The organism is Vogesella perlucida, assembly GCF_979366545.1.
Map to the genome: position 1 here is coordinate 185,347 of NZ_CEETRO010000005.1, position 22,989 is coordinate 208,335.

Below are 22,989 nucleotides of genomic sequence, written 5' to 3' on the forward strand. Positions count from 1 at the left end.
CAAATCCTGTTGGCTAGGTGGCTGATTTTTCAAACGTTTCTACATTATATTCATTGAATACCTTTGGCATTTTATTGCCGAAATGTAAAAAGGCTTGCAGCAAATGCATCAATGGCCGGGGCGCGTACGCCGCGGCGGCGAATCAGCACGGTAGGGGCGTGGGCAAGCTGTGCGGGTAGCGGGTGGGTGGCTACATGGCCGGCGGCCGGCGTCAGCGCCAGCAGGGCTTCGGGTACCAGGGCGATGCCCATGCCGCTGGCGGCGCAGCTGATCATGGCGTGATAGGAGTCCAGCTCTACCAGCCGGTCTACCACACAGCCGCTTTGTTCCAGCCAGCGCTCCAGCCGCTGCCGGTAAGCGCAGCCGTGGTCAAAGGCCAGCAGGGTGTGCGGCCCGTGCTCCGGCCCGACCTGTGCGCCTAGTGCGCTGATCAGCAACAGGTTTTCGCTACAGAAAGGCTGGCTTTCCAGCCTGGGCTCGTTGACCGGCCCGCAGACCAGGGCGCAATCCAGCTCGCCGGCCAGCACCGCGCTGATCATCGTGGCCGTGGGGCCGGTGCGTAGCTCCAGGCGGACGTCGGGGTGTTGCTGGTGAAAGCTGGCCAGCAGCGGTGGCAGGCGCACGGCGGCGGTGTTTTCCATGGCGCCCAGGCGCAGGGTGCCGCGCGGGGTGTCGCTGGCCACGGCGGCGCGTGCCTCGTCGGCCAGCGCCAGCAGGCGCTCGCTATAGCCGGCCAGCACCCGGGCTGCGGCTGTCGGGCGTACGCCACGGCCATCGCGCTCGAACAGCGTGACACCCAGGCTGTCTTCCAGCTGCTTGATGCGGGTGGTGATATTGGACTGCACGCGGTGCAGGCGGCGGGCGGCGGCGGTAATGCCACCTTCTTGCAGTACCGCCTGGAAGATAGCCAGGTCACTCAGGTCCATATTGTTCTCAATTGTGGATGTTTCGCATCATTTTAATTCATTTTTCAGAATGCCATTGCCCGGGCATAGTGTGGCTATTCCACCTTGCAGGCCGCTGCCATGCCATTGATTGCTACCCGAAAGGGCTATGTTTATCTGTTTGCCTGTTTGTTGCTGTGGAGCAGTTTCATGCTGATGGCGCGCCTGGGCGGCAAAACGCCGTTAACGGCTTATGACCTGCTGGCGCTGCGTCTGGGCACCGCCAGTGCAGTGCTGTTGTGGCTGCCCCGCCCCGCATGGGCTGCCTGGCGTGATGCCCGGCTATGGCTACTGGCCCTGATCGGTTGCATCGGCTTTTGCCTGTTGTGTTACGGGGCGGTGCGCTGGGTGCCGGCGGCGCATGTGGCGCTGCTGGTGGCGGGTATACAGCCATTCCTGATGGCGCTGCTGCTGGTGCTGGCGGGCCAGGGTTGGCCGCAGCGTGCTGCCTGGCCGGGGTATGCGGTGATGGCGCTGGGCCTGGGGCTGCTGGCCTGGCCGCTGTTTGCCGGGCAGGCGCTGCCGGGGCAATGGCTGGGTGATGGCATGCTGTTGACGGCGGGTGTGCTCTGGGCGCTGTACGCGCTGCTGGCCAAGCGCTGGGGCTACGTGCCGTGGCTGCTTACCAGCTTTGTCACGCTGGCCTCTACCCTGCTCTACCTGCCGGTTTATCTATTGTGGCTGCCGAAAGGCCTGGCCCAGACGCCGTGGCCGATGATCGTCAGCCAGGCATTGTTTCACGGCATTAGCCCGGCGATTCTGGCCATGCTGTGCTATCTGCGCGCCGTTGCCCTGCTGGGCCCATCGCGGGTGGCGGCACTGATGGCGCTGATACCGGTAATGACCGGCCTGGCGGCGGTGCCGCTGCTGGACGAGCCGCTAACCGCTACGTTGGCCGCGGCGTTGCTGAGTGTCTCGCTGGGTGCCTGGTGGGTGTCCCGCCCGGTGCCCGCCCCTGCCCCTGCTGCCCGCCCGGCAGCGTGCGGCCAACCTTGAACCCCGGAGTGACCATGCCCTACGTCAATATCAAGATTACGCGCGAAGGCGCGACCGCCGAACAAAAAGCCGAGCTGATTGCCGGTGTGACCCAGCTGCTGCAGCAGGTGCTGAACAAGAACCCGGCTACCACGGTGGTGGTGATCGACGAGGTCGATACCGATAACTGGGGCATAGGCGGCGAAAGCGTCACCGTGCGCCGCGCTCGCGGCAGCTAGCGCCGTGGCCTTGCTGCGTAGCTGCTGGTGTCTGCTCTGGGGGCGTAGCAAGACAAAGCCCCGCACTGGGGGCAATGACAGTCTGTTAATGCTGACTGGTGTATTTTTGGTTAGGGGTTTGTTGCGTTCAGGAGTGCTAGTGTGTCCGCGATGCGGACGCATGTTTACATGCCGGTTCCGCCCGGCAGACGGGAAAGGGGGCGGATTGCCGCCCCCTTTTCATTCCCCCGCAACCCGGGGCTGCTCGAAACCCCTGCCAAAACGGCACGCCCCAGGCGCCTCCGAACTCGCCCCTCGCTAACGGCTCGGGGCTCAAACAAATCGGCGTCTTAAAACCTGGGGCGCACCCTTTTGACCGGCTCGCGCCAACGGGATGGGGCGCTTCAGTCACGCTCTCCCACTTGATGACCAAACATATTTGCCTAACTGAATGATATTTCGCACTGGGCGGGGCTTTGCCGTGACTGGCTGGTGGCGGTCAGGCGGCGCCAGCGTCCTTCAGGCATTTTTTCACAAAGCTGTTTTTGGCAGCGCCGGCCAGTTTCTTCTCGGCGGCCTTGGTATCGCAGCTGGCCTGCGCACCGGCGGCTTTGCTGTCTTTTTCGCACTTCTTCACAAAGCTGTTTTTGGCCGCGCCAGCCAGCTTTTTCTCGGTGGCTTTGGCTTCGCAGCTGGTATCAGCAGCGAAGGTGGCGGTGGAAACACAGGCTAGCAGGGCGATCGCGAGCAGTTTGCGCATGGTGTTGATCCTTTAGGTTGGCGATAAGGCGTTAGCAGTATTGCCCTGTGCCGCATGGGCTGGCAAGGGCTGCACGGTGGCAATCGGTAACAGTGTGTCATGACGGCATGACAATACAAAAACCCCCGGAAAATACCGGGGGTTTTTTATGGGTATTGCTTGATTATCCGGCCAGGCGAGCGCGGTGGCGGGCAATCTGGAAGCGTACCTGGTTGGGTGCGGTGCCGCCCACGTGGTCGCGTTGTGCCAGGCTGCCTTCCGGGGTCAGGACGCTGTAGACGTCCTGCTCGATCAGGGTGCTGAACTGGCGCAGCGTATCCAGGCTGAGGTCGGCAATGTCCACGCCCTGCTGCTCGGCGTGGCGTACGGTCAGTGCCACCACTTCGTGGCTGTCACGGAACGGCATGCCCTTTTTCACCAGGTAGTCGGCCAGGTCGGTGGCGGTGGCAAAGCCCTGCAGCACGGCCGCGCGCATGGCATCTGGTTTCACGGTGATGCCGCGCATCATGTCGGCGTAGATGCGCAGGGTGTCGATCAGCGTGTCGGCGGTGTCGAACAGCGGCTCTTTGTCTTCCTGGTTGTCCTTGTTGTAGGCCAGTGGTTGTGCCTTCATCAGGGTCACCAGCGCGATCAGGTGGCCGACGACACGGCCGGATTTGCCGCGTACCAGCTCGGGCACATCCGGGTTTTTCTTCTGCGGCATGATGGAGCTGCCGGTGCAGAAGCGGTCGGCGATATCGATAAAGCCGACGCGCGGGCTCATCCACAGGATCAGCTCTTCGGACAGGCGGCTCAGATGCACCATCACCAGGCTGGCGGCGGCGGTGAATTCGATGGCGAAGTCACGGTCGGATACGGCATCCAGCGAGTTGTGGCACACATCGTCAAAGCCCAGCAGCTGCGCGGTGTAGTGGCGGTCGATCGGGAAGGTGGTACCGGCCAGCGCGGCGGCGCCCAGCGGCAGGCGGTTCACGCGCTTGCGGCAGTCGGTCATGCGTTCGGCATCGCGGCCCAGCATTTCCACGTAGGCCAGCATGTGGTGGCCAAAGGTCACCGGCTGCGCTACCTGCAGATGGGTGAAGCCTGGCATCACGGTGTCGGCGTGCTGTTCGGCCAGGTCCAGCAGGCTGGTTTGCAGCTCGGCAATCAGCGCCACGATGGCGTCGATCTGCGCGCGCAGCCACAGGCGGATGTCGGTGGCCACCTGGTCGTTACGGCTGCGGCCGGTGTGCAGGCGCTTGCCGGCGTCGCCGATCTTGTCGGTGAGGCGGCGCTCCACGTTCATGTGCACGTCTTCCAGGTCCACGCTCCAGTCGAAGTTACCGGCGCGGATGTCGGCAATGATCTGCGCCATGCCGTCGCGGATGGCGGCTAGGTCGGCGTCACCCAGTACACCGGATTTGTGCAGCATGGTGGCGTGAGCCAGAGAGCCTTCGATATCGAACTCGGCCAGGCGTTTATCAAAAGTGACCGACGCGGTGTATTTCTTGACCAGTTCGGAAACGGGTTCGGAGAAGCGGCCGGACCAAGCGTGCGTATCTTGCATGGTGAAAATGTCCCAAGTCTGTAAATGTATGGCGATTATCGGCAAGGATTATAAGCCAGCCGCTACCGATAAGGCGCCGCCGTGGCCGAATTTTTAACCGGCATGCATGCCGTGCTTAGCGATCGGCGCTGCCGTACAGGCGGTGCGGGCTGACGGCTACGCTGCCTTGCTCGGACGACAGCCACAGCACGCCATCCTGCACGGTGGCGTTCAGCTGCATGCTGCGCTCGCACAGTGCGGCCAGCTCGGCCAGGGTGTCGGTGGCAATGCTGAAGATGTTCAGGTGCTCGAAGCGGCCAACCTTGCCGGCCATGCCTTCCCACCAGATATCCGCCGAGCGGCCGCCGTAGTTGTACAGCCATACCTGGCCGGCACGGCCGCAGGCTTTGCGCAGGCGCTTTTCGTCCGGCTCGCCCAGCTCGATCCACTGTTCGATCTCGTCGCTGAAATTCTTTTGCCACAGATCCGGCTCTTCGTCGTCGCTGATGCCACGGGTAAATGCCATGTATTCGCCCGCGTGCAGGGCAAACACGGCAATGCGCAGCATCATGCGCTCGATGGTTTCGGAAGGGTGCTGGGCGATGGTCAGACTGTGGCTGTCGTAGTAGCCACGGTCCATATCGGAAATCGTGAGGTCGGCTTTGTAAATGGTGGCTTTCAGTGCCATTGCAGGGCTTTCGCGTGGGGTACGTCAAGCCCTGCAGTGTAACGGGTTTTACCCCTTAGCTGGCGCTATCGCTATCCAGCGCGGCTTGCATGCAGGCGGCCAGCTGCTGGTCGTCAGGCCCGCCACTGGCGAGCGCGGCGATCACGCCATGGCGGTCGGCCAGGCTGCGGTTCTGGCTGAGTTTCTGTTTGCACTGCCACTGGGTTACGGGCAGGCGAAAGCCCACGATGGCGCGCTGCATGGCGGCCATGGCGTGCGCGGGGACGGCCTGTGGCGACCAGCCGTCCGGCCCTTCGAAGCGGGCGCTTAGCTGCGCCAGTAGCGTGTAGAGTTCGTCGCCACTTATCTGCTCTGCCGGGCTGCAGTGCGCATGCGCTACCCGGTAGTTCCACGTGGGTACCATGCCGCTGCTGTGGTACCAGCGTGGCGAAATATAGCCGTGCTCACCCTGGAAAATGGCCACACTGGGGGCGTGCAGCAGCGCCTGGCTATGGCCGTTGGCCGCGGCCAGGTGGCCTAGCAGGCAATCTGGCTGGCCGGGGTCGGGTAGCAATACCAGGTGGCTGATCCACGGCGTGTCGCCGCCAGGGGTGATCAGCGTGGCAAAGGGGTGCTGGCTGGCCAGTGTGCTGGCTGTGTCCGGCGGGCTGGTAAAAGCGGGGGGCTGATACAGTGGCATGCGGTTCTCCTTTGCCTGGATTCTGGCGCGCCATGCGCCAACTGCCCAGAGCCAGTTTGCCCGGCGTCGGCAGGGCCATGGTATGGACTGCTACGCTGGCGAAAATTCGATAATTTTCTTGGTGTATGGCACCCTCAGACCTAGGCTGAAAAGATCAAGTCAAGGAGTGCGTGATGTGGCGACGAGGCATAAGGTTGGCCGCATTGCTGCTGCCGCTGGCGGCACTAGGGGCGGAAGCACCGTTGAAAGTGCGTTTTTCCAACCAGGAATACGCGCCGTATATGGCCGAACACCTGCCATTCGGCGGTATTCTGACGCGGGTGGTAACCGAGGTTTTTCGCCGTGGCAATGTCAGCGTCAGGTATGGCTGGTACCCCAATAATCGCGCCATTCAGATGGCACGTACGGGCGATGTGGATGGCAGCCTGGGCTGGACGCCTAATGAAGAACGCCAGAAAGACCTGTTGTTCAGCGAAGAAGTGTTGCCGTTTCGTATGGTGCTGTTTCAGCGCCTGGGTGAAACCTATGCCTGGAAAACCCTGGAAGACCTGGCCCCCTACCGTTTTGGCATTACTGCCGGCAATTTCTACTCGGATACTTTTACCCGCTTGCAGCACAGCGGGGTACTGAAGGTGGATGTGGCTACCGATGATGTCAGCAATCTGCGCAAGTTGGCCGCAGGCCGCATCGACTTGTTCCCCATGGAAGGCGAGGCTGGCCAGCTGACCACCCGCTTGCAGCTGCCGCCTGCCATGGCGGCACGCATCGTGCCGCAAGCGCGAGAGTACTGGAGCACCCCGCTGTGCGTGGTGATCTGGCGCGGCCACCCGCAGGCGGGCGAGCTGGTGCGGCGTTTTAACCGCGAGCTGAAAAAGATGAAAGACAGTGGCGAGCTGGCGCTGCTGATCACCCAGACCCGCCACGCCATCTTTGCCCATATCGACAAGAAGCGCTGATCTTTGCCGCCACTGTGGGCATAATCGCCTTTTTTACCCTGCAGGCGGCCTGGTGTGAGCAAGTACGGAGAACTGGTTCAGCGCATTATCAGCAGCATCCGGCACGGCGATTACCAACGTGGCGATACCCTGCCCTCGCTGCGCCAGCTGGTGCAGCAATACGGCGTGGGGCTGAATACCGCGCGGCGCACTTACTACGAGCTGGAAAAGCTTGGCTACGTGGTGGCCCAGCCGCGCCGTGGCTATGTGGTAGCCGCCGACGCGGGCGGTGGCAGCGATAGCCTGGCCGCACCGCTGGGTGCCCCTTTCATCCACCCTGCGCTATACGATACCCGCCCGCTGACGCATGCTTTTGTCGGTGCCATGCGCCACTATGCCCAGGCCCTGGCCGAACCCGCGCTGGCGGGCATCCCGGCCCTGCGCCGCCAGATTGCCCAGCAAGCCTATGCGGAAGGCTGGCAGGTGCACGCCGACGAAGTGCTGATCACCTGCGGCGGCATGGAGGCGCTCTCGCTCGCCGTTGCCGCGGTCACGCATGGCGTGGCACAGCCGCAGGTGGCGGTGCTGCAGCCTGCTTTCCCCGGCCTGCTGGGGGGCCTGGCCGAGCAAGGCGTGGCCATCTTGCCGCTGGTGTTGGCCGCAGATGGCAGCGTGGATACCGCCGCGCTGCAGCAGGCGCTGTCACAGCGTGAGGTGCAAGCCATTGCGCTGATGAGCGCCTATTGCCACCCGCACGGGCGCAGCCTGCCGCCAGCCACACGCCAGCAGCTGCTGGGCCTGGCGCAGCGTTACGATGTGCCGGTAATCGAAGACGATGCCTACCGTTTGCTGGGGTTTGACGGCACAGTACCCTTGCCGATGAGGGCCGACGATCAGGATGGCCGCATCCTGCTGTGTGGCACGTTTTCCAAATCCATGGCGCCCGGCTACCGCGTGGGCTGGCTGCTACCCGGGCGTTATGGCGAGCTGGTGCGGCGGCTGAAGCTGTCGCAGACACTGGCCTCGCCGCTGCCCAACCAGCTGGCGCTGGCCGAGCTGTTATCTGGTGGCCGCTATCTGCCGGGGCTGCGCCGCTTGCGCCAGCAGCTGGCCGACAAGGTAGGCCAGCTGGAAACCCTGTTGCGGCCAACCCTGCCCGATGGCGCTACCCTGCAGCCCGCCCAGGGCGGCTATTTTGTCTGGCTGCGCGATATCCCGGCCGACTGTGTGCAGCTGGCTGCTGCCGCCCAGCGCCACGCCATCCAGCTGGCGCCGGGTACCCTGTGCCAGCCGGACGCCGCCGGGCGCCACGCCCTGCGGCTGAATGCCAGCTATTTTTCCCCCGACCAGCAGCCTGCGCTGGACTGGCTGGCCCGCGCCATGCGCCGCGTGTAGCCAGTACGTGGCTCAGGGCATCAGGATGCGTGACGTTTCCGTGACTTTGTCCTGTGGCGTGTGGCGGTCTTGCAGGGCAATGCTGATCGGGTGGCTGCCTTTGCCCAGTACGGCGGGGTCGGCCATGACATTGATGGTAAAGCTCAATTCACCATCGCCGGGCACCTGCAATAACTTGGGCAGGCGCTGGCCCACTACCCCTTCACCCGCTGCGGTCAGCGTGTAGGTGCGGGCGTCCGGGCGGGTGTTGAAGATGCGGACGGTGTAGGCGTTTTCGATATAACCGTCCGCCGTTTCGCGCGCCATCACGGCACGGTCGCGCAGGATTTCTACCCGGAAGGGCTCGCGTTGCCACAGGCCGACCGCCATCAGCAAGACGGTGCTGCCAATCAGGCTGGCGTAGATCACCGCCCGTGGGCGTTGCCAGAACGATGGCGGTGCGGCGCCTTGCTCCATGGCATTCTGGGTAGACAGGCGAATCAGGCCACGCGGTGCGGCCAACTTGTCCATGACTTCGTCACAGGCATCAATGCACACGCCACAGCCGATGCACTCGTACTGCAGCCCTTGGCGGATGTCGATACCGGCCGGGCACACCTGCACGCACAGCCCGCAATCCACACAGGCGCCTTGTGCCTGGTTACCGTCTTTGCGGCGCGCGCCGCGTGGCTCGCCGCGCTGCTCGTCGTAGGCCACGATCAGCGTATCGCGGTCGAACATTACCCCCTGAAAGCGGGCGTAAGGGCACATGTGCTTGCACACCTGTTCGCGCAGGTGGCCAGCCAGTAGCCAGGTGAAACCGGCATAGCTCAGGGCAAAAAAGGCTTCCCAAAAGCCGGTTTGCCCGGCCGGCAGCCCGGCAACCAGCTGGCGCATGGGGCTGAAGTAGCCCACCAGGGTCAGGCCGGTCCACAGGGAAAACAACAGCATGCTGCCCTGGCTGGCCGCTTTGCGTAGCAGCTTGTCGACGCTCCATGGTGCAGCATCGCGTTTGCGCCTGGCATTGGGTGGCCCCTCGAACAAGCGCTCTATCCACACCATGATTTCGGTGTAGACCGTTTGCGGGCAGGAAAAGCCACACCACAGCCGCCCGGCAATCATGGTCCACAGAAACAGCCCCAGCGCGCTGATGATCAGCATGGCTGCCAGGTAGATAAAGTCTTGTGGCAGCAGGGTAAGACCAAACAGGTACAGGCGCATGGTGTCGAAATCGAAACGCACCGCCTGCTGGCCGTGCCAGTTCAGCCAGGGTGTCAGAAAGTAGATGAGCTGGGTGGCGATGACAAAGCCGGTGCGCCAGTGGTTAAAGCGGCCGCGGCCTAGCTTGGGATAGAGTTTGCTGGAAACAAAATGGATGGGCGTTGCCATGGTGGTTGCTGCCTTGCAGTAAAACGATGCCGCAGCTTAGGCAGCGTGCAGGCAGGCAGACAGGCACAGATCGCCGGCATCGGCAGGGCACAGCAGGCGGGATGGCCTGTGCTTTGACGTGCATCATCCTGCAGGGGCATCTGGCGACCTCTGCCGCGCCATGGTTTTGCCTTGCATAAGATGAAAGACGCCAGTCAGTGGGCCTGACTGGCGTCTTGTAACGGCACGGCTGATGGAGGTATGGTCTGTTAGCCCGCGCGCACCTGGTTGCGGCCTTCCTGTTTGGCCAGGTACAGGGCGGCGTCGGCACGCGCCATCATCGGCGTGGCCGTTGCGTCGCCGGGGTACAGCTCGCTGATGCCAATGCTGACGGTAAAGTGCACCGGCTCACCGCCTTGCGGGTTCTCCAGCTGCAGTGCGGCCACAGCCTGGCGCACGCGTTCCATGATCTGGGTGGCCGTATAGCGGTCGGTATCGGGCAGCAGGATGGCGAACTCCTCGCCCCCCAGGCGGCCACAGACGTCTTCTATGCGCACGCTGCCCTGGCAGCAGCTGGCGAACGTACGCAGCACCTCGTCACCAAATGCATGGCCATGGCGGTCGTTCAGCAGCTTGAAGTGATCCAGGTCCAGCATGGCCAGCGATAGCGGGCGCTCCCAGCGTTGGCCGCGGGCAATTTCCTCGGTGCAGCGCTGCATGAACTGGCGGCGGTTATACAGGCTGGTCAGTTCGTCGGTATTGGCCAGCCGGATCAGGTCAGCCTGCAGCTTTTTGGCATCGCTGACGTCGTGTTTGATGGCCACCATGCGTAGCAGCCGCCCCTCTGCCGACATGACCGGGGCGACGGAGATGGTTTCAAAATACAGCTCGCCCTTGCGGTTGTGGCTGGACAGCTCGCCACGCCAGGTTTCGCCACCCAGAATGGTGGTTTGCAGCTCGGGCTTGAATTGCGGATGCTCGGATAGCAGGACGTCTTCCAGCTTGCGTTGGCCGCAGATTTCCTCGCTGCGGTAGCCTGTCATTTCGACAAAAGCCGGGTTCACGTATTCCACGTGTCCTTTGCCGTTGGCAATGATGATGGCTTCGGCGGCGTGGTCGATGGCCACGCTACGGGTGGCCAGGGCATCGGTTAGCTCGGTGTTGCGCTGGTAGCGCCGCACGCCCAGTGCCAGCAGCAGGGTGCAGATCAGCCAGCCGCCCAGCATCAGCCAGGCTTTATTGCGCCAGGGTGCCAGCAGGGTTTCTTTATCAATGCCTACCGTGACCAGCAGGGGCAGCCGCTCTACCTTGCGCATGGAGTGCAGGCGGGTGCGATGGTCCAGTGCGGAGGTGTATTCATAGCTGGCTTCGACATCGCCGCGCTGCAACATGCCCAGCGCTTCCGGGTCGTTTATCGGTGCAACGGGCATGGGCGAGATCAGGGGCTGACGGGCCAAGAGTTGCATGCGGGTGTCGGCAAAGGCCATGACGTCGTGGTGCCCGCCTACCAAGGTGCGGTCTATCAGCTGCTGGAAATGACTGGTGCGGATGACGGTACCCAGCAGGCCGATAACGCGGCCGTCTATGCCGCGCACCCTTTGGGTGGCCATCACCACCAGGTCGCCACTGGCGCCCTTGAAGCGTTCGCTGACAAAACGGTCTTCCTTGCTGGGGGACAGCATGGCTTTGCAGTAGCTGCGCTCGCGGGCGTCAAAGCCGGGGGAGACCTTGAACGACAGCACCAGCTGGCAATTCCGGTCCACCAGAATCATGTCGTAGGCCTGCGGTACGCCGCGCATGGCACGCACCAGACGGCTTTCCAGTGCCGTGCGTTCGGCCGGGGGCTGCGAGGCCTGGAAGTCGTTTTCTTCCAGCTGCTCGGCCACCATGTTTTGCAGTAGTTCAACCTCGCGGAAATCTTGCCGCATCCATTCGGAGAACAGCAGGCTTTCCATGCGTGCCTGGGCATGGCCTTGCGCGATGGTCGTCTGGTAGGAAGACCATAATTCGGCAACGCCGCTGAGCAGCAACAGCAGGCTGATCAGCGCACCGTATGTCAGTGCCTTGAAGTGGTTGTGCGAGGCGAGGTGCGAGACGTGAGGCATGATCCGCAAGTCATTCAGGAGTAAGCCATCATTCTTGCATGAAGTGCCGGCTTTTGCAGGTATCGATAGCTAAAGCGCAAGCGTTACTTGCGCGGTATGTGGTGGCTTTCCTATTGCCACGCTGGGGTTGATAGCGTTCAGGGCACCAATATCAGCTTCAGGCCTAGTAAGCCGAACAGTGTACCGGCCAGACGGTCCAGCAGCATGCTGCGCCGTGGCGACGTATTAAGCCAGTGCCCGGCATAGCCGGCAAAATAGCCCAGCAAGCCGAACACCACCGCGGCCTGCAGGGTGAATAACAACCCGAGCTGTGCCGTTTGCCAGCCAATATGCCCCTGCTGGCTGATGACGAACTGCGGCAGGAATGCCAGAAAAAACAGCACCACTTTCGGGTTGATCGCGTTGGCCAGCAAGCCTTTGATAAACAACTTGCCGGCACTTTCGCGCGGGTTTTGCTGCTGCCCCGCATTAAGCAGGCTGCCCTGGCTGCGCCAAGCCTGCCAGCCAAGCCAGATCAGATAGGCACCGCCAGCCATTTTGAGTGCAGAAAACGCCAGTGGCGAGGCTGCCAGCAGGGCGCTGATGCCCAGTGCCGCCAGCAGCGTGTGGCTCAGGCAGCCCAGTGCGCAACCCAGGCCGAACACCATTCCCTGCTTGCGGCCGCGAGCTACCCCGAGACTAAGTACCATCAGGTTGTCCGGACCGGGTGACAGCGTGATCAGTACCGCGGCAGCCAGGAAGCCAGCGGCTTGTTCTATTCCCAGCAACATCATGCCTCTCTTTGTGCGTCAGGTGTGTGAATCGCTGCGGCCAACGTAACGTGGTGCCTTCCCTATAGCAGGTTGCGTTTAGCCTGCTGCCAGTATCACAGGGTGCGCGCGGTCTTGTCCTGACGGATGGCCTCAGGCAGGTAAGTACTGCGCTGTAAGACGACATGCCCGAACAGCCCAGGCTGCGTCCATGTTAGTCAACGATGACACCCAGCAAGGTGTGTACATCGTATTGAGGCGCAGTTTCTAGCCAGTATTGCGGCGGCGCATTCCCTTGACGCAGGCCGATTGCCGTAGATCGTTACGATGGCGGTCGGATAGGCAGGCAGGTCAAGCGTATTTCTGGGCACGGCATCTGGGTGCCTTGCGGCATGAAACAGGTGTGCCTGCACGATGGCCATATTGTCATTGTCTGAAAATGTATTGTCATCATGGCCAGACGTAAAGTCAGACCTTGGTCGTGAGACAGGAGCGTTGGTTGAATGAGCCGTTAGGCCAACGTGGATACGTAGTCTGCTGCTGACTTGCTAAGGCTTGCGAATTCCGCTCTGTGCTGATGCTTGAGTGCGATCCATTCTTTCATTTCTCTGCCCTTTCCTGATGGGTCCCAGCGTGTCGCTTCAGAAAGGGCCAACGCGTTTGCATGTGCCTTGCCAGTCAGTTTGAACACGATGGTGTCTCGGTGTAGAGCGATAAACGCTTTTCCTCTGATTGTTAAGCACGGTTTGCCAAACATTTGCCCCGACGTAACCGACTCGTCCGTTGTGAAAGAAGCAATTAGGCGTTGGTATGCATCTTCTATGTCGGTCATATGGCAGTTCCCGGATTTGGTTTCTTAACAGTTTTCAACAGGTATCTCTTTGTGCGACTGGGCGAAATAGGCGCTGAGTTGCCAATAAAGTGTAAAAATATTACGAAATACATATGTTTATTACGTACATTTTTTTAGAAATGCACAAGGAGTGCATCGTAAGGGTGTGGATAGCTTTATCCACAGGCTGGTGTGAAGTAGACAGGCAAAATCATTGTGTGACGAGCTTTGTTGTCACGCAATATTTAATATGCTGATTTATATGGATATATTGCCACCGTGTGGCATGTGCACCCATGGCCGCTACAAGGTAAGCGTGCTGCTGCGGGTGGTGCATGGGGTGTATGGAAGGGCTAGAGGTTGGCCGCCGCCGGTAGGGCGGCTGTGGCAGGCTGACAGGGGGGCTGTTGTAAGGGCTGCATTGGCTGCGCCACGTGTACTGGCGTGTAGGGCAACGGTGCTGCTGGGGCAGGCAGCGCCACGGCACGCCCTGCCTCTGCGGCAAGCGGAAGGTCGTGCCGCGTGCTAGTCCGGCAGGATTTCCTGCTGGCTGGTGGCTTGGCGCAGCTTTTGCAGGGTGGCGACCAGGCCGTGTACCCGCTCGTGTTCAGCAGGCAGCCAGCCCAGCAGTTCCTTTGCCAGGCCTATGCTGTTTTCGTCAGCCAGCTGCAGCAGTAGCGCACAGGCGTTCATGCCCAGGCGGTCGTTGAGCGTGGCGCTGGCGGTGTCGTACAGCAGTTTGGCGGCGGCGTCCTTTTTCTTGTCTTTGGTCAGCGATACGGCTTCGTCGTTGGTGTTTTGCAGAAAACCGTAGGCATCGTGCACTGCACGGATCAGGCCGATGCTTTTTTTGGTCATGGCCGTGAGCTGTTCGACATCCTGGTGGGTGCGCACCAGACGCAGTGCCAGCTGTTTGACCCAGTCGTAACCGTTGTAGCCGTCGATATCGTCTGGCAGGCGGGCGACGGCTTCCAGAAAGCGTACGCCGCTACGCCAGCTCAGCTGCTTTTGCAGCAGCAGGGCGGCTGCTTGCTTGAGCGATTCCTGGGCATCCATCCAGGATTTGCGGCCCAGCAGGGTCATGGCGCGGCAAACGTGCAGCAGGAACACATTGTGTTCACCCTTCAGCATGCCATTGAGCTCGTTGGCGACCTGGTCCATCTTTTCGGCATTGCCCGCTTCGCTGTGTGCTTGCAGCAGGTCGATCAGCACGTCCGGGCCAAACGCGCTGTTGTTACGGCCGATACGTACGGCCTTTTCCAGATACAGCGCGGCTTTGGCCGGGTCGCCCGCATTCAGGGCACTTTCACCGGTAAGGCACAGGCGGCGAAAGTTGCGCGGCGATAGCGCCACGGCTTTCTCCAGCACATCAAGTGATTCGGCAAACTGGCCGCAGCGCGCCAGGTTGTGCGCCAGGGTGTCGTAGGCGTCGGTGTAGTGGGGGGCTTCGCGGATGATGTCGTTCAGCAGCTCACTGCTCTCTTCCACTTTGTCCTGTGCCTTGAAAATACGTGCCAGACCCATTTTGGCCCAGGGGATGACGCGCAGGTCCAGGATGTCCGAATAGCATTTGCTGGCTTCCTGATAATGCTCCAGCGCCAGGTGGGTTTCCGCCAGCAGGCGAAGGACATCCAGCTTTTGTACAGGGTTGGCGGCTTTGCTGACCAGCTCGTCCATGGTGGCGATGGCCAGGTCTTCGCGGCCATTCATCAGGTGCAGGTGTGCCGGTTTCAGGAAGTGCTTGCGCGTAAACGCCGACTGCATGCGGTCGAACAGCGCCTGGCTGGAGAACGGTTTGAGGATGTAATCGTCCGGGGCCACTTCGGCGGCGGCTACCACGCGTTCGTAGCTGCGTTCGCCGGTAATCATGATCCACACCGAGGTAAGCGGGTAGCTGCCGGTGCTGCGCAGCTGTTCCAGCATTTCCTGGCCGTTCATGCCTTCGCCCAGGTTGTAGTCGCACAGCACGACATCGAAGCTACGCTTTTGCAGGCGCATCAGGCCGTCGGCAGCGTTGGCCGCCGTTTCTGACCGGGTGACGCCTACATTGCTGAGCATGGCGCGAAGCGACTGGCGCACGGTAAGCGAGTCGTCAATGATCAGTACGGTGGTGGTATCGCTGAATACGTTCACGCCAGGGTTCTCTTGTCGTCGTTATGGGAAGCAGGCTGTGCGCTGGTGGGTATCAATATAATCTAGGTTGCTTGAAAATCCGAATATCGAAACGGCATGTCATGTTGAAAGTGGCAAAAACGGGCGTAATAAGCTTAGATAAGAAAACCACCCTACATGGAGCGTTGCCATGCAATACGAAGAGGTTGTGTCCCAGCATTTTCTGACCCTGCGGCGTACGCCGTTTCCGCATGTACTGATCGAGCAGGCTTTGCTGGAAATGGGTGGCAGCGGGCCCGAGGGCATGAGTTATCGCAAGAAAGTGCTGGCCGCCGCAGGTTGGCCGCACGATGGCCTGGTGCCGTTTGCCAAGTACCCGGACCAGGCGGCTGCCGCGTTCAATCGTGTCCGGCTGGCCTTGGCATCGCAGCCCGATACGGAGGGTTTGCTGGCATTACTGCAGGCCAAGTAGGGGTGGTTGCCTGCTGAGGCGGCGTGCCGGGGTAGAACCTAGCGATGGGCCGAGCCATCGTCCTGGCGCTTGCGCATTTCCAGGTGCAGGCATTGCCGGCGCTGGCTGCCAAACAGTGCGCCGCACTGTTGCATGGCGGCCTGCCTGGCCTGGCAGTGGCCTTTGGCTTGATTTGGCGGACAGGCTGGCGGGCTAAGCTGCTGGGCGACGCACTGGCGGCGGGCTGCACCGCTGGTGTCCTGACAAGTTTGCTGTGCGGCGGCGAGCTGTTCGCAGGCAGCACGGTCGCGTTCGCGCCGGCACAAGGCAGGCGGGGTGAATTGCTGCAGGCAGGCGGGCAGGTTGGCCGCATTCTGGTCCTGGCAGCTGGCTTGCCCGGCTTGCTGGTACTGGCAGGCTGGCAGGGGGCTGCCAGGCGGGCAGCGTGATGCGGTGCTCGCCCAGCAGGCGGTGCTGGCAAGCAGCCCCAGAACGAACAGGCCATGCCTCAGGCTAGTCATGATTGTCCCCTTTCGCCTGCCAGGGCGGGCGCTAACTTAGCTGTCCTGCCCGCTATCCGGCGGTGGTGCGTTAAGGCGGTCCTGCTTTTTGCGCCAGCGTTGCCAGGCTTTGGGCGGTGCTTCTTCTGCCGGCATGCTGGCTTGCCGGTCGGGGGGCAGGCGCAGGCGTATCGCGTCGTGACGGCGGTAAAACTGGCGCAGGCGGCGGGCTTCTTCTTCGCTGATTTCGCCCCGCACCACGGCTTCGCGCAAGCGTAGCTCGCGCAGGCGCAGCACATCTGCCCGTTCCAGCGGCGGGGTGTTGATCCCCGGTGGTGGCGGGCTGGCGTGGGCGGCGTTGCCTATGCCTATCATAACCCAGCATAGCAACATCGATAGCAGCGGCTTCATATTCTGATTCTATCCTGCGTCGTTTCGTGGCGCCATGGCAGGGCAGCGCCGTGGCGCTGAACGACATAAAGCCTGCCGGGCAGGGCCTGGCAGGCAGGAGGGCGGGGTCAGGCAGGTTTAGCGGCGATGGCCATGGCCATGATCGCCGCCCCACGGCACCAGCTCGTCTGGCCAGCTGGTGCGTGCCGGGCTACGGTCCTGGTTGTTGATCAGGGTTTTGGTCAGTGCCTGCAGCGGGGCCATGTCCGGGCGTTGTTTGTTCTGGCGGGCGCTGTCCATCAGCTTATTGCGTTCCTGTTTGAGCGTGGCCAGTTCCTGATCGGTCAGTGCGCCGGAAATCACGGCATCGCGGAACTGCTTCATGTCTTCGTGCGGCATGCCATGCGGGCCGTGGCCTTTGTCGTGCCCTGGCCTGCCGTCACGCATGCCTTTATGCATGCCATCGTGCATGCCGCCTTTCATGTGCATCTGCGCCAGTTCTGGTGGCAGTTTGTCACGCTTCTGGGTACGGTCGGCGTTGTCGATCAGCGCTTTGGTTTTGTCTTGCAGGGCCTGGTGCAGCTTTTTGGCCTGTTCGCGGTCGGCGCTGCTGAAGCTGCCGTCGTCGCGCAGTTTCTTGATGGCGGCTACGGTGGTGTCGCGCTCTTTTTTCAGCGTGGCCAGCTCGGCGTCGGTCAGCGCGCCGGACATGACTGCTTCGTGGAAGGCCTTGCGGTCGGCGCGGGGCATATTGTCACCCTGGCCAAAAGCCAGCGCCGAGGCGGACAGGGCAGCTAGCAGAGTGAGCGCCAGCGCGGTGGGGGCGAAACGTGTTTTCATTGCAAACTCCTTATGCCGTGTGGCCTTGGTTGATGCTGTCACTTTAGCGCCGGGGTTTTGCCGGAGTATGTGCCGCGCGGTGCGGAGTGTTAACGGGTGTTAAGGTTGGCCGCAGGCTTAATCTCTGTTCACACCGGGGCTGACGCTCTGCCAGCCAAGCGGTAGGCTTGCAGCATTAACTGGCAGGCAGCCCTGCCTGCACGAAGACGGGGTGTTTATGGAAAACCGCAAAATACTGGTAGTAGACGACGATGCGCGCCTGCGCGAGCTGCTGCAGCGCTACCTGACTCAGCAAGGCTATACGGTAGAAAGCTTGCCCGATGCGCGCGAGCTGGACCGCAAGCTGGCGCGTAACCGCCCGGATTTGCTGGTACTGGATGTGATGATGCCGGGCGAGGATGGCCTGGCTGTGGTGCGCCGCCTGCGCGCGCAGGGCGAGCCGATACCGGTGGTGATGCTGACGGCGCGTGGTGAAGATATCGATCGTATCCTGGGCCTGGAAATGGGCGCCGATGACTACCTGGCCAAACCGTTCAATCCGCGCGAACTGCTGGCGCGCATTAATGCTGTGCTGCGCCGCTACGAGCACACCCCGGCGGTTACCGCCAGCCACGAGGAAGCCGAAGCACTGCATTTTGGCCCCTGCACACTGAACCCCTCACGGCGCGAGCTGCTGCGTGACGGCCAGCCGGTGACGCTGACCACCGCCGAATACGCCGTGCTGTTGGCGCTGGCCACCCACCCGCGGCGGCCGCTTACCCGCGAGCAGCTGATGACGCTGGCCATGGGCAAAGGCGGCGGCGAGTCGCAAGACCGCAGCATTGACGTACACGTGTCGCGCCTGCGCAAAGCCATAGAAGATGCTGACGGCCCGCCACGCTACCTGCAAACGGTCTGGGGCTACGGCTATGTATTTGTGCCCGATGGCCGTGACAAGGACGCACCATGACCCTGCCCGTGTTGCGCGGCACCTTGTTTATCCGCCTGGCTGCCTTGGTGGTGATGGCCGTGCTGGCCAGCCAGGTGTTTACCCTGTGGCTGGGCGTAAAGCAAAAAAACACCCTGCTGGCGGACCAGCTGTACGCCCAGGTGGTGGACACGCTGGCCGATTACGAGGGCGCGCTGGCGCGCTTGCCCGCTGCGCAACGCGCTCCTTTCTTGCTGACCAACAACCACGTTGGCCTGCCGCGCCTGCTGCCGCTCAGTGCGGCGGAGCAGGTGCATTCCAGGGTGCCCCCGATGGGGCATGACCTGGCCGGCCAGCTATCCGATGCGCTGGGCGAGCCGGTACATGTGCAGTTCAGCCGTGGCGAGCGGCGCGAGCTGTGGCTGCGAGTGCCGGTGCTGGATAGCCATTATTGGCTGGTGATGCCGCTGACGCGCTTTCTGCCGCCTTCCTTGCGGCCAACCTTGCAAGCTGCCGGCTTGGTGGCGCTGCTGTCCTTGCTGGCGGCGTTTGCCCTGGCCTGGCGTACCACTCGGCCGCTATCGCAGCTGGTGGCAGCCACCCGGGAGCTGGAAGCCGGGCGTACACCGCCACCGGTGGTACCCAGTGGCCCGCGCGAGGTGCGCCTGCTGATCGAGCGTTTTAACGGCATGGCGCAGGCGCTGGACAAGGCCGCCAGCGAACGCCGCCTGATGCTGGCAGGGCTCTCGCATGACCTGCGCACGCCGCTGACCCGGCTGAAGCTGGCCGTGGAGATGCTGTCACCGGATGAAGATAGTGCCGGGATGCTGTCGGATATCGACGAGTTGTCGCACATTGTCAGTCAGTTCATCGATTTTGCCCGTAGCGAAGAAACCCGCCCGATGCAGGAGGTGGCGCTGGGGGGCGTGATCGACAGCGTGCTATCGCGCTTTGCCCGTGACGGCATGGCGGTGCACTGGCAGCGCTGCGATGCCAGCTTGCAGGGCGATGCCTTAAGCCTGCAGCGCCTGTTGTCCAACCTGCTGGAAAATGCGCGCCGTTACGGCCAGCCGCCGTTTGCCGTGAGCCTGCAGCCGGGGGCGGGTGAAGTGGTGCTGCGGGTGCGCGATAGCGGGGAGGGCATTGCGCCGGACTTGCAGCAGGCAGCGCTGGCGCCGTTTGAAAGGTTGGCCGCACACCGGGGAACCGATGGCGGCAGCGGGCTGGGGCTGGCCATTGTGCAGCGCATTGTGCAGCAGCATGGCGGGCGTTTGCAGTTTGCCCACCCCCCAGGCGGGGGCTTCGAGGTGGCGGTCTGGCTGCCTGCCACCCACCCGGCCAGCTGAGGCTCAGGGGGACTGCGGTGTCCGCGTGGCCGGGCAGTCGCTGGCTTGCACCACGCTAAAGCGGCCTTCCAGCCCCGGGCGCATGTGCCAGGCAGGCAGACCGTGGCGCTGTAGCAGGCTGGCGTACTGGCCGCTTTGCCATTGCTGCAGTAGCTGCTGGCGTAGCTGCTGTGCTAGCAGCAGGCCGCTATCGTTTGGCCGAAAGCTCAGTGCCGGCCACACCTCGCCCACGGCTTTGTTGCTGTCATAGCTGAAATGACGGTGGCTGCCTTGTGTGCGCATGGCGTCTTCACTGAGTGCCAGAAAACTGAAGAAATAGTTGGCGCGTCGCGCGCGCAGCATGTCCAGCGCTTTGTCTATGCTGCTGACCTCTTCCCAGCGCAGCATGGGGTTTTGCTGGACAAAAGCATGATTAAATCCCCGTACCACCAGCACGCGCTCCCCGGTGGGCGGCAGGCTGCCCGGGCCGGGTACCTTGTCGCCCTGGCGTGTGATGAATACCTCGTAGTCGCGCACGCCTAGCGTCAGAAAGTGGCTGTCGTGGCGGCGGCACAGCAGGTCGGCGGCAAACAGCTCGCCTTCACCGCCGCGGTAGTAGCGTTCTACCGCCCTTGCCGGTGGTAGCAGGCGCAGGTTGATGGCTTGTTGCTGCAGCTGCAGGCGCCCCAGCAGCTCGGGTATCCAGCCGTGGCCATTCCAGGCAAAGCCGGGCATGTCCAGAACCACAGCTGTGATGGCTTGGGCTGGCAGGTGTAGCGCAGCGAGCAGCAGGGTGGTGGGCAAGCGGTACATGGCAATGTCCCGAGGGGGAAAGTGCCAGTGTAGGTGGCTTAGTGTGGTTGCTCGATATTTCTATAATTTCCAGCCGCTGCTTGTTGTGCGGCCTCCCAGCCTAATAGCGACAGTTTGCAGTTTTCTCCCCAACGATAACCGCCTAGTGCCCCGCTGGCGCGGATCACACGGTGGCAGGGGATAAGCCAGGCGATCGGGTTGGCCCCCACGGCGCTGCCCACGGCGCGCGCTGCGCCCGGCCTGCCGAGTGCTTGTGCCAGCTGGCCATAGCTGCACAGGCTGCCATACGGGATGGTCAGCAGCGCGCGCCAGACCTGGATCTGGAAATTGCTACCGTGTACATGCAGTGCCAGAGGCGGGCTGTCGTGCAGGCCCTGTGGCTGAAACAGCCGTGCCACCAGCGCCTGATGGCTGCCTGGCTGGTGTTTCAGCTGCGCGTGCGGCCAACGTTGCTGCAGCAGCATGTGTGCGGATGCATGATCCGCCAGGGGCAGGAAATGCAGCAGGCACAGCCCGCGTGGCGTGCTGGCGGCCAGCAGCGGGCCAAAGCGGCTGGGTTCGATGCTCCAGTGCAGCGGCAAGCTGGCGCCACCCGCGCGCCACTCGCCGGGCGTCATGGCTTCCAGCGTGACAAACAGGTCGTGCAGGCGGCTGCTGCCGGACAAGCCCAGCTGGTGGGATAGTGGCAGCAGCGCCGTGCCTTGCTGCAAGCCTGCCTTGGCTGCCTCTAGCGTGATCTGCTGTAAAAAGCGTTTGGGGCTGATGCCGGCCCATTGGGTAAACAGGCGCTGCAGATGGTATTCGGACAGGTTCAGCGTGTTGGCCAGCTGCGCCAGCGTGGGCTGGCTATGGGCGTGTTGTATCAGGTAGCGGATCGCCTGGGTGATGCGCTCTTCATCGCGGGGTGGGTGTGCACTGTGCATGCCGGCCTCCTGGGTCATGCTGGCAGTGTAGTGAGCCATGTCAGCCTGGGCGACCCGATTCTTGCCATGTTGGCCGCAGGCAAGAAAAAACCCCGGTTCGTAAACCGGGGCCAATGCCTTGGCAGGCTCCCGCTCAGGGAGGTGAAGCGGGAAGGAGCGTGGCTCCTGTTTGCTTTGACGCCTCAATCGGGGAAAGTTTCATCGATATCGTCAAATTGTTCCTCTTGCGGCATCGGGCAGGCGGCAAACCAGCTCTCCACAATGCCTGCTACTTCTTCGGTACCGGTCTTTTTGGAGCTGGAAAACAGCTGCAGGGTGATATTGGGGTAGTCAGCCAGCTGTTTCTTGACCGAGGACAGAACCTTCTGTTGTTCCTGGCGCGACAATTTGTCGGCTTTGGACAACAGAATGTGTACCGGGCGCTGGGTAACGGTAAAGAACTCGATCATCTTCCAGTCCAGCTCCTTGAGCGGGTGGCGCGAGTCCATGATCAGCAGCAGGCCCACGATGCTGTCGCGCGTTTGCAGGTACTGGCCCAGCAGGGCTACCCAGTGTACGCGAATGGCCTCGGGCACTTCGGCGTAGCCGTAGCCGGGCAAATCCACCAGGAAACGCTCCTGGCCGAGGTCGAAAAAGTTGATGTGCTGCGTGCGGCCAGGGGTTTTGGATACGTAGGCCAGGCGGGTACGATTGCACAGGGTATTGATAGCGCTGGACTTGCCGGCGTTAGAGCGGCCAACAAAGGCCACCTCGCAACGCGTGGGTGGCAAATCCTTGAGGTGGTTTACGGTTGTGAAAAACCGTGCATTCTGAAAGATCGACATAGTAGTAAGGGCAAAGTCAATTGATATAGAATAGCAGGTTTGAAATTGCCACCTTTACAGATATTTACGCTATCTCTCATTAGGAGCGACCATGAAACGTAACATGCTGTTGGCTATCGCTGCTGCTACCTTTGCAGCCAGTGCTATGGCCTCCACCCCGGCAGCGCCTGCCAAAGGCGACCCGGTCAAGGGCAAAGCCATCGTTGACCAGGTATGTGCTGCCTGTCACGGTGCGGACGGCAACAGCGTGGCTTCTGCCAACCCGACGCTGGCCGGCCAGCACGCCAAATATATCGAAAACCAGCTGAAGGCTTTCAAATCCGGCGAGCGCAAAAACCCGGTCATGATGGGGATGGCCACACCGCTGACCCCGGCCGATATGGCTAACGTGGCTGCGTATTTCAGCAGCCAGAAGGTAAAACCGCGTGAAGCGGCCGACAAGAGCCAGATGCCACTGGGCAAGAAGATCTACACCGCAGGCAACCCGGCGACCAAAGTACCGGCCTGTATGGCTTGCCACGGCCCGGCAGGTAAAGGCTACCCTGACCAGTACCCGGCACTGGGCAGCCAGCACTCGGCCTACGTGGCCAAACAGCTGGCAGACTTCAAGGCTGGCACTGATCGCAAGAATGCGGTGATGCACGATATCGCCATGCGTCTGACCGACGCGGAAATGAAAGCGGTATCCGAGTACATTTCCGGTCTCCGTTAAGCGCAACTTTTTCGCGCAGATACGTTCCAAAGGGGGCTTT

General features: G+C 62.1%; 24 protein-coding genes. 8 read left to right on the plus strand and 16 right to left on the minus strand.

What is annotated here, in order from left to right:
• Nucleotides 1–71: 71 nt before the first annotated feature.
• Complete coding sequence (locus tag ACZ9XP_RS09345) at nt 72–926, minus strand: LysR family transcriptional regulator (RefSeq protein WP_465188318.1); 855 nt, start codon at nt 924–926, stop codon at nt 72–74.
• Nucleotides 927–1,025: 99 nt separating this feature from the next.
• Here ACZ9XP_RS09345 and ACZ9XP_RS09350 point away from each other — a divergent pair, with 99 nt between their 5' ends.
• The gene (locus ACZ9XP_RS09350; protein ID WP_465188319.1) at nt 1,026–1,940 is read left to right on the plus strand and encodes a DMT family transporter; all 915 of its coding nucleotides are present in this window, start codon (nt 1,026–1,028) and stop codon (nt 1,938–1,940) included.
• Between the two features lie 14 nt (nt 1,941–1,954).
• On the plus strand, nt 1,955–2,158 hold the full coding sequence (locus ACZ9XP_RS09355) for a 2-hydroxymuconate tautomerase family protein (RefSeq protein ID WP_147686315.1): 204 nt from the start codon (nt 1,955–1,957) through the stop codon (nt 2,156–2,158).
• A gap of 478 nt (nt 2,159–2,636) precedes the next feature.
• On the opposite strand, the gene ACZ9XP_RS09360 is transcribed toward ACZ9XP_RS09355, so the two are convergent.
• From ACZ9XP_RS09360 to ACZ9XP_RS09375, 4 genes are all read right to left on the minus strand, one after another.
• On the minus strand, nt 2,637–2,897 hold the full coding sequence (locus tag ACZ9XP_RS09360; RefSeq protein ID WP_147686312.1) for a hypothetical protein: 261 nt from the start codon (nt 2,895–2,897) through the stop codon (nt 2,637–2,639).
• Between the two features lie 163 nt (nt 2,898–3,060).
• Entirely contained in the window at nt 3,061–4,443 is a 1,383-nt protein-coding gene (gene argH / locus ACZ9XP_RS09365) for an argininosuccinate lyase (protein ID WP_147686310.1), read from the minus strand.
• 115 nt (nt 4,444–4,558) lie between these two features.
• Nucleotides 4,559–5,110 carry a YaeQ family protein gene (locus tag ACZ9XP_RS09370; RefSeq protein WP_147686308.1) on the minus strand — a complete coding sequence of 184 codons (552 nt, stop codon included), beginning with the start codon at nt 5,108–5,110 and terminating at the stop codon, nt 4,559–4,561.
• Between the two features lie 55 nt (nt 5,111–5,165).
• A complete protein-coding gene (locus tag ACZ9XP_RS09375) occupies nt 5,166–5,789 on the minus strand; it encodes an FMN-binding negative transcriptional regulator (protein ID WP_465188320.1) in 624 nt (207 codons plus the stop codon).
• Between the two features lie 173 nt (nt 5,790–5,962).
• Here ACZ9XP_RS09375 and ACZ9XP_RS09380 point away from each other — a divergent pair, with 173 nt between their 5' ends.
• Together ACZ9XP_RS09380 and ACZ9XP_RS09385 are read left to right on the plus strand one after the other, a co-directional pair.
• The gene (locus tag ACZ9XP_RS09380; protein WP_465188321.1) at nt 5,963–6,745 is read left to right on the plus strand and encodes a substrate-binding periplasmic protein; all 783 of its coding nucleotides are present in this window, start codon (nt 5,963–5,965) and stop codon (nt 6,743–6,745) included.
• Between the two features lie 54 nt (nt 6,746–6,799).
• Nucleotides 6,800–8,119, plus strand: a complete 1,320-nt coding sequence (locus ACZ9XP_RS09385; RefSeq protein ID WP_465188322.1) for an aminotransferase-like domain-containing protein — start codon at nt 6,800–6,802, stop codon at nt 8,117–8,119.
• Nucleotides 8,120–8,131: 12 nt separating this feature from the next.
• On the opposite strand, the gene ccoG is transcribed toward ACZ9XP_RS09385, so the two are convergent.
• From ccoG to ACZ9XP_RS09410, 5 genes are all read right to left on the minus strand, one after another.
• Entirely contained in the window at nt 8,132–9,487 is a 1,356-nt protein-coding gene (gene ccoG, locus ACZ9XP_RS09390) for a cytochrome c oxidase accessory protein CcoG (RefSeq protein ID WP_465188323.1), read from the minus strand.
• Between the two features lie 248 nt (nt 9,488–9,735).
• Nucleotides 9,736–11,571, minus strand: a complete 1,836-nt coding sequence (locus tag ACZ9XP_RS09395; protein ID WP_147686300.1) for a diguanylate cyclase — start codon at nt 11,569–11,571, stop codon at nt 9,736–9,738.
• 137 nt (nt 11,572–11,708) lie between these two features.
• Nucleotides 11,709–12,344, minus strand: a complete 636-nt coding sequence (locus ACZ9XP_RS09400) for a LysE family translocator (RefSeq protein ID WP_465188324.1) — start codon at nt 12,342–12,344, stop codon at nt 11,709–11,711.
• Between the two features lie 487 nt (nt 12,345–12,831).
• Nucleotides 12,832–13,152: a hypothetical protein gene (locus tag ACZ9XP_RS09405; protein WP_147686296.1), complete on the minus strand. Its 321-nt coding sequence runs from the start codon at nt 13,150–13,152 to the stop codon at nt 12,832–12,834.
• Between the two features lie 525 nt (nt 13,153–13,677).
• Entirely contained in the window at nt 13,678–15,285 is a 1,608-nt protein-coding gene (locus ACZ9XP_RS09410) for a response regulator (RefSeq protein WP_147686294.1), read from the minus strand.
• Between the two features lie 169 nt (nt 15,286–15,454).
• Between ACZ9XP_RS09410 and ACZ9XP_RS09415 the strand changes: the two genes are divergently transcribed.
• The gene (locus ACZ9XP_RS09415; RefSeq protein WP_147686292.1) at nt 15,455–15,736 is read left to right on the plus strand and encodes a hypothetical protein; all 282 of its coding nucleotides are present in this window, start codon (nt 15,455–15,457) and stop codon (nt 15,734–15,736) included.
• Nucleotides 15,737–15,774: 38 nt separating this feature from the next.
• On the opposite strand, the gene ACZ9XP_RS09420 is transcribed toward ACZ9XP_RS09415, so the two are convergent.
• From ACZ9XP_RS09420 to ACZ9XP_RS09430, 3 genes are all read right to left on the minus strand, one after another.
• Nucleotides 15,775–16,236: a hypothetical protein gene (locus ACZ9XP_RS09420; protein WP_465188325.1), complete on the minus strand. Its 462-nt coding sequence runs from the start codon at nt 16,234–16,236 to the stop codon at nt 15,775–15,777.
• 36 nt (nt 16,237–16,272) lie between these two features.
• A complete protein-coding gene (locus ACZ9XP_RS09425; RefSeq protein WP_465188326.1) occupies nt 16,273–16,626 on the minus strand; it encodes a hypothetical protein in 354 nt (117 codons plus the stop codon).
• Nucleotides 16,627–16,743: 117 nt separating this feature from the next.
• Nucleotides 16,744–17,445 carry a hypothetical protein gene (locus tag ACZ9XP_RS09430; RefSeq protein WP_147686286.1) on the minus strand — a complete coding sequence of 234 codons (702 nt, stop codon included), beginning with the start codon at nt 17,443–17,445 and terminating at the stop codon, nt 16,744–16,746.
• Between the two features lie 217 nt (nt 17,446–17,662).
• Here ACZ9XP_RS09430 and ompR point away from each other — a divergent pair, with 217 nt between their 5' ends.
• Together ompR and ACZ9XP_RS09440 are read left to right on the plus strand one after the other, a co-directional pair.
• Nucleotides 17,663–18,394: an osmolarity response regulator transcription factor OmpR gene (gene ompR, locus ACZ9XP_RS09435; protein WP_147686284.1), complete on the plus strand. Its 732-nt coding sequence runs from the start codon at nt 17,663–17,665 to the stop codon at nt 18,392–18,394.
• Nucleotides 18,391–19,698 carry an ATP-binding protein gene (locus tag ACZ9XP_RS09440; RefSeq protein ID WP_240803446.1) on the plus strand — a complete coding sequence of 436 codons (1,308 nt, stop codon included), beginning with the start codon at nt 18,391–18,393 and terminating at the stop codon, nt 19,696–19,698. Before ompR ends, ACZ9XP_RS09440 begins: the two co-directional genes overlap by 4 nt.
• A 3-nt stretch (nt 19,699–19,701) precedes the next feature.
• Here the strand turns inward: ACZ9XP_RS09440 and ACZ9XP_RS09445 are convergent, their stop codons facing one another.
• From ACZ9XP_RS09445 to yihA, 3 genes are all read right to left on the minus strand, one after another.
• Nucleotides 19,702–20,490 (minus strand): hypothetical protein, encoded by a 789-nt coding sequence (locus ACZ9XP_RS09445; RefSeq protein WP_147686282.1) that lies wholly within the window; start codon nt 20,488–20,490, stop codon nt 19,702–19,704.
• A gap of 38 nt (nt 20,491–20,528) precedes the next feature.
• Nucleotides 20,529–21,413 carry a methylated-DNA--[protein]-cysteine S-methyltransferase gene (locus ACZ9XP_RS09450; protein WP_206211310.1) on the minus strand — a complete coding sequence of 295 codons (885 nt, stop codon included), beginning with the start codon at nt 21,411–21,413 and terminating at the stop codon, nt 20,529–20,531.
• Nucleotides 21,414–21,595: 182 nt separating this feature from the next.
• Nucleotides 21,596–22,237, minus strand: a complete 642-nt coding sequence (yihA, locus tag ACZ9XP_RS09455; protein ID WP_147686280.1) for a ribosome biogenesis GTP-binding protein YihA/YsxC — start codon at nt 22,235–22,237, stop codon at nt 21,596–21,598.
• Nucleotides 22,238–22,328: 91 nt separating this feature from the next.
• On the opposite strand from yihA, the gene ACZ9XP_RS09460 reads away from it, so the two are divergent.
• Complete coding sequence (locus ACZ9XP_RS09460; protein WP_147686278.1) at nt 22,329–22,949, plus strand: c-type cytochrome; 621 nt, start codon at nt 22,329–22,331, stop codon at nt 22,947–22,949.
• The last annotated feature ends 40 nt before the right edge of the window (nt 22,950–22,989 follow it).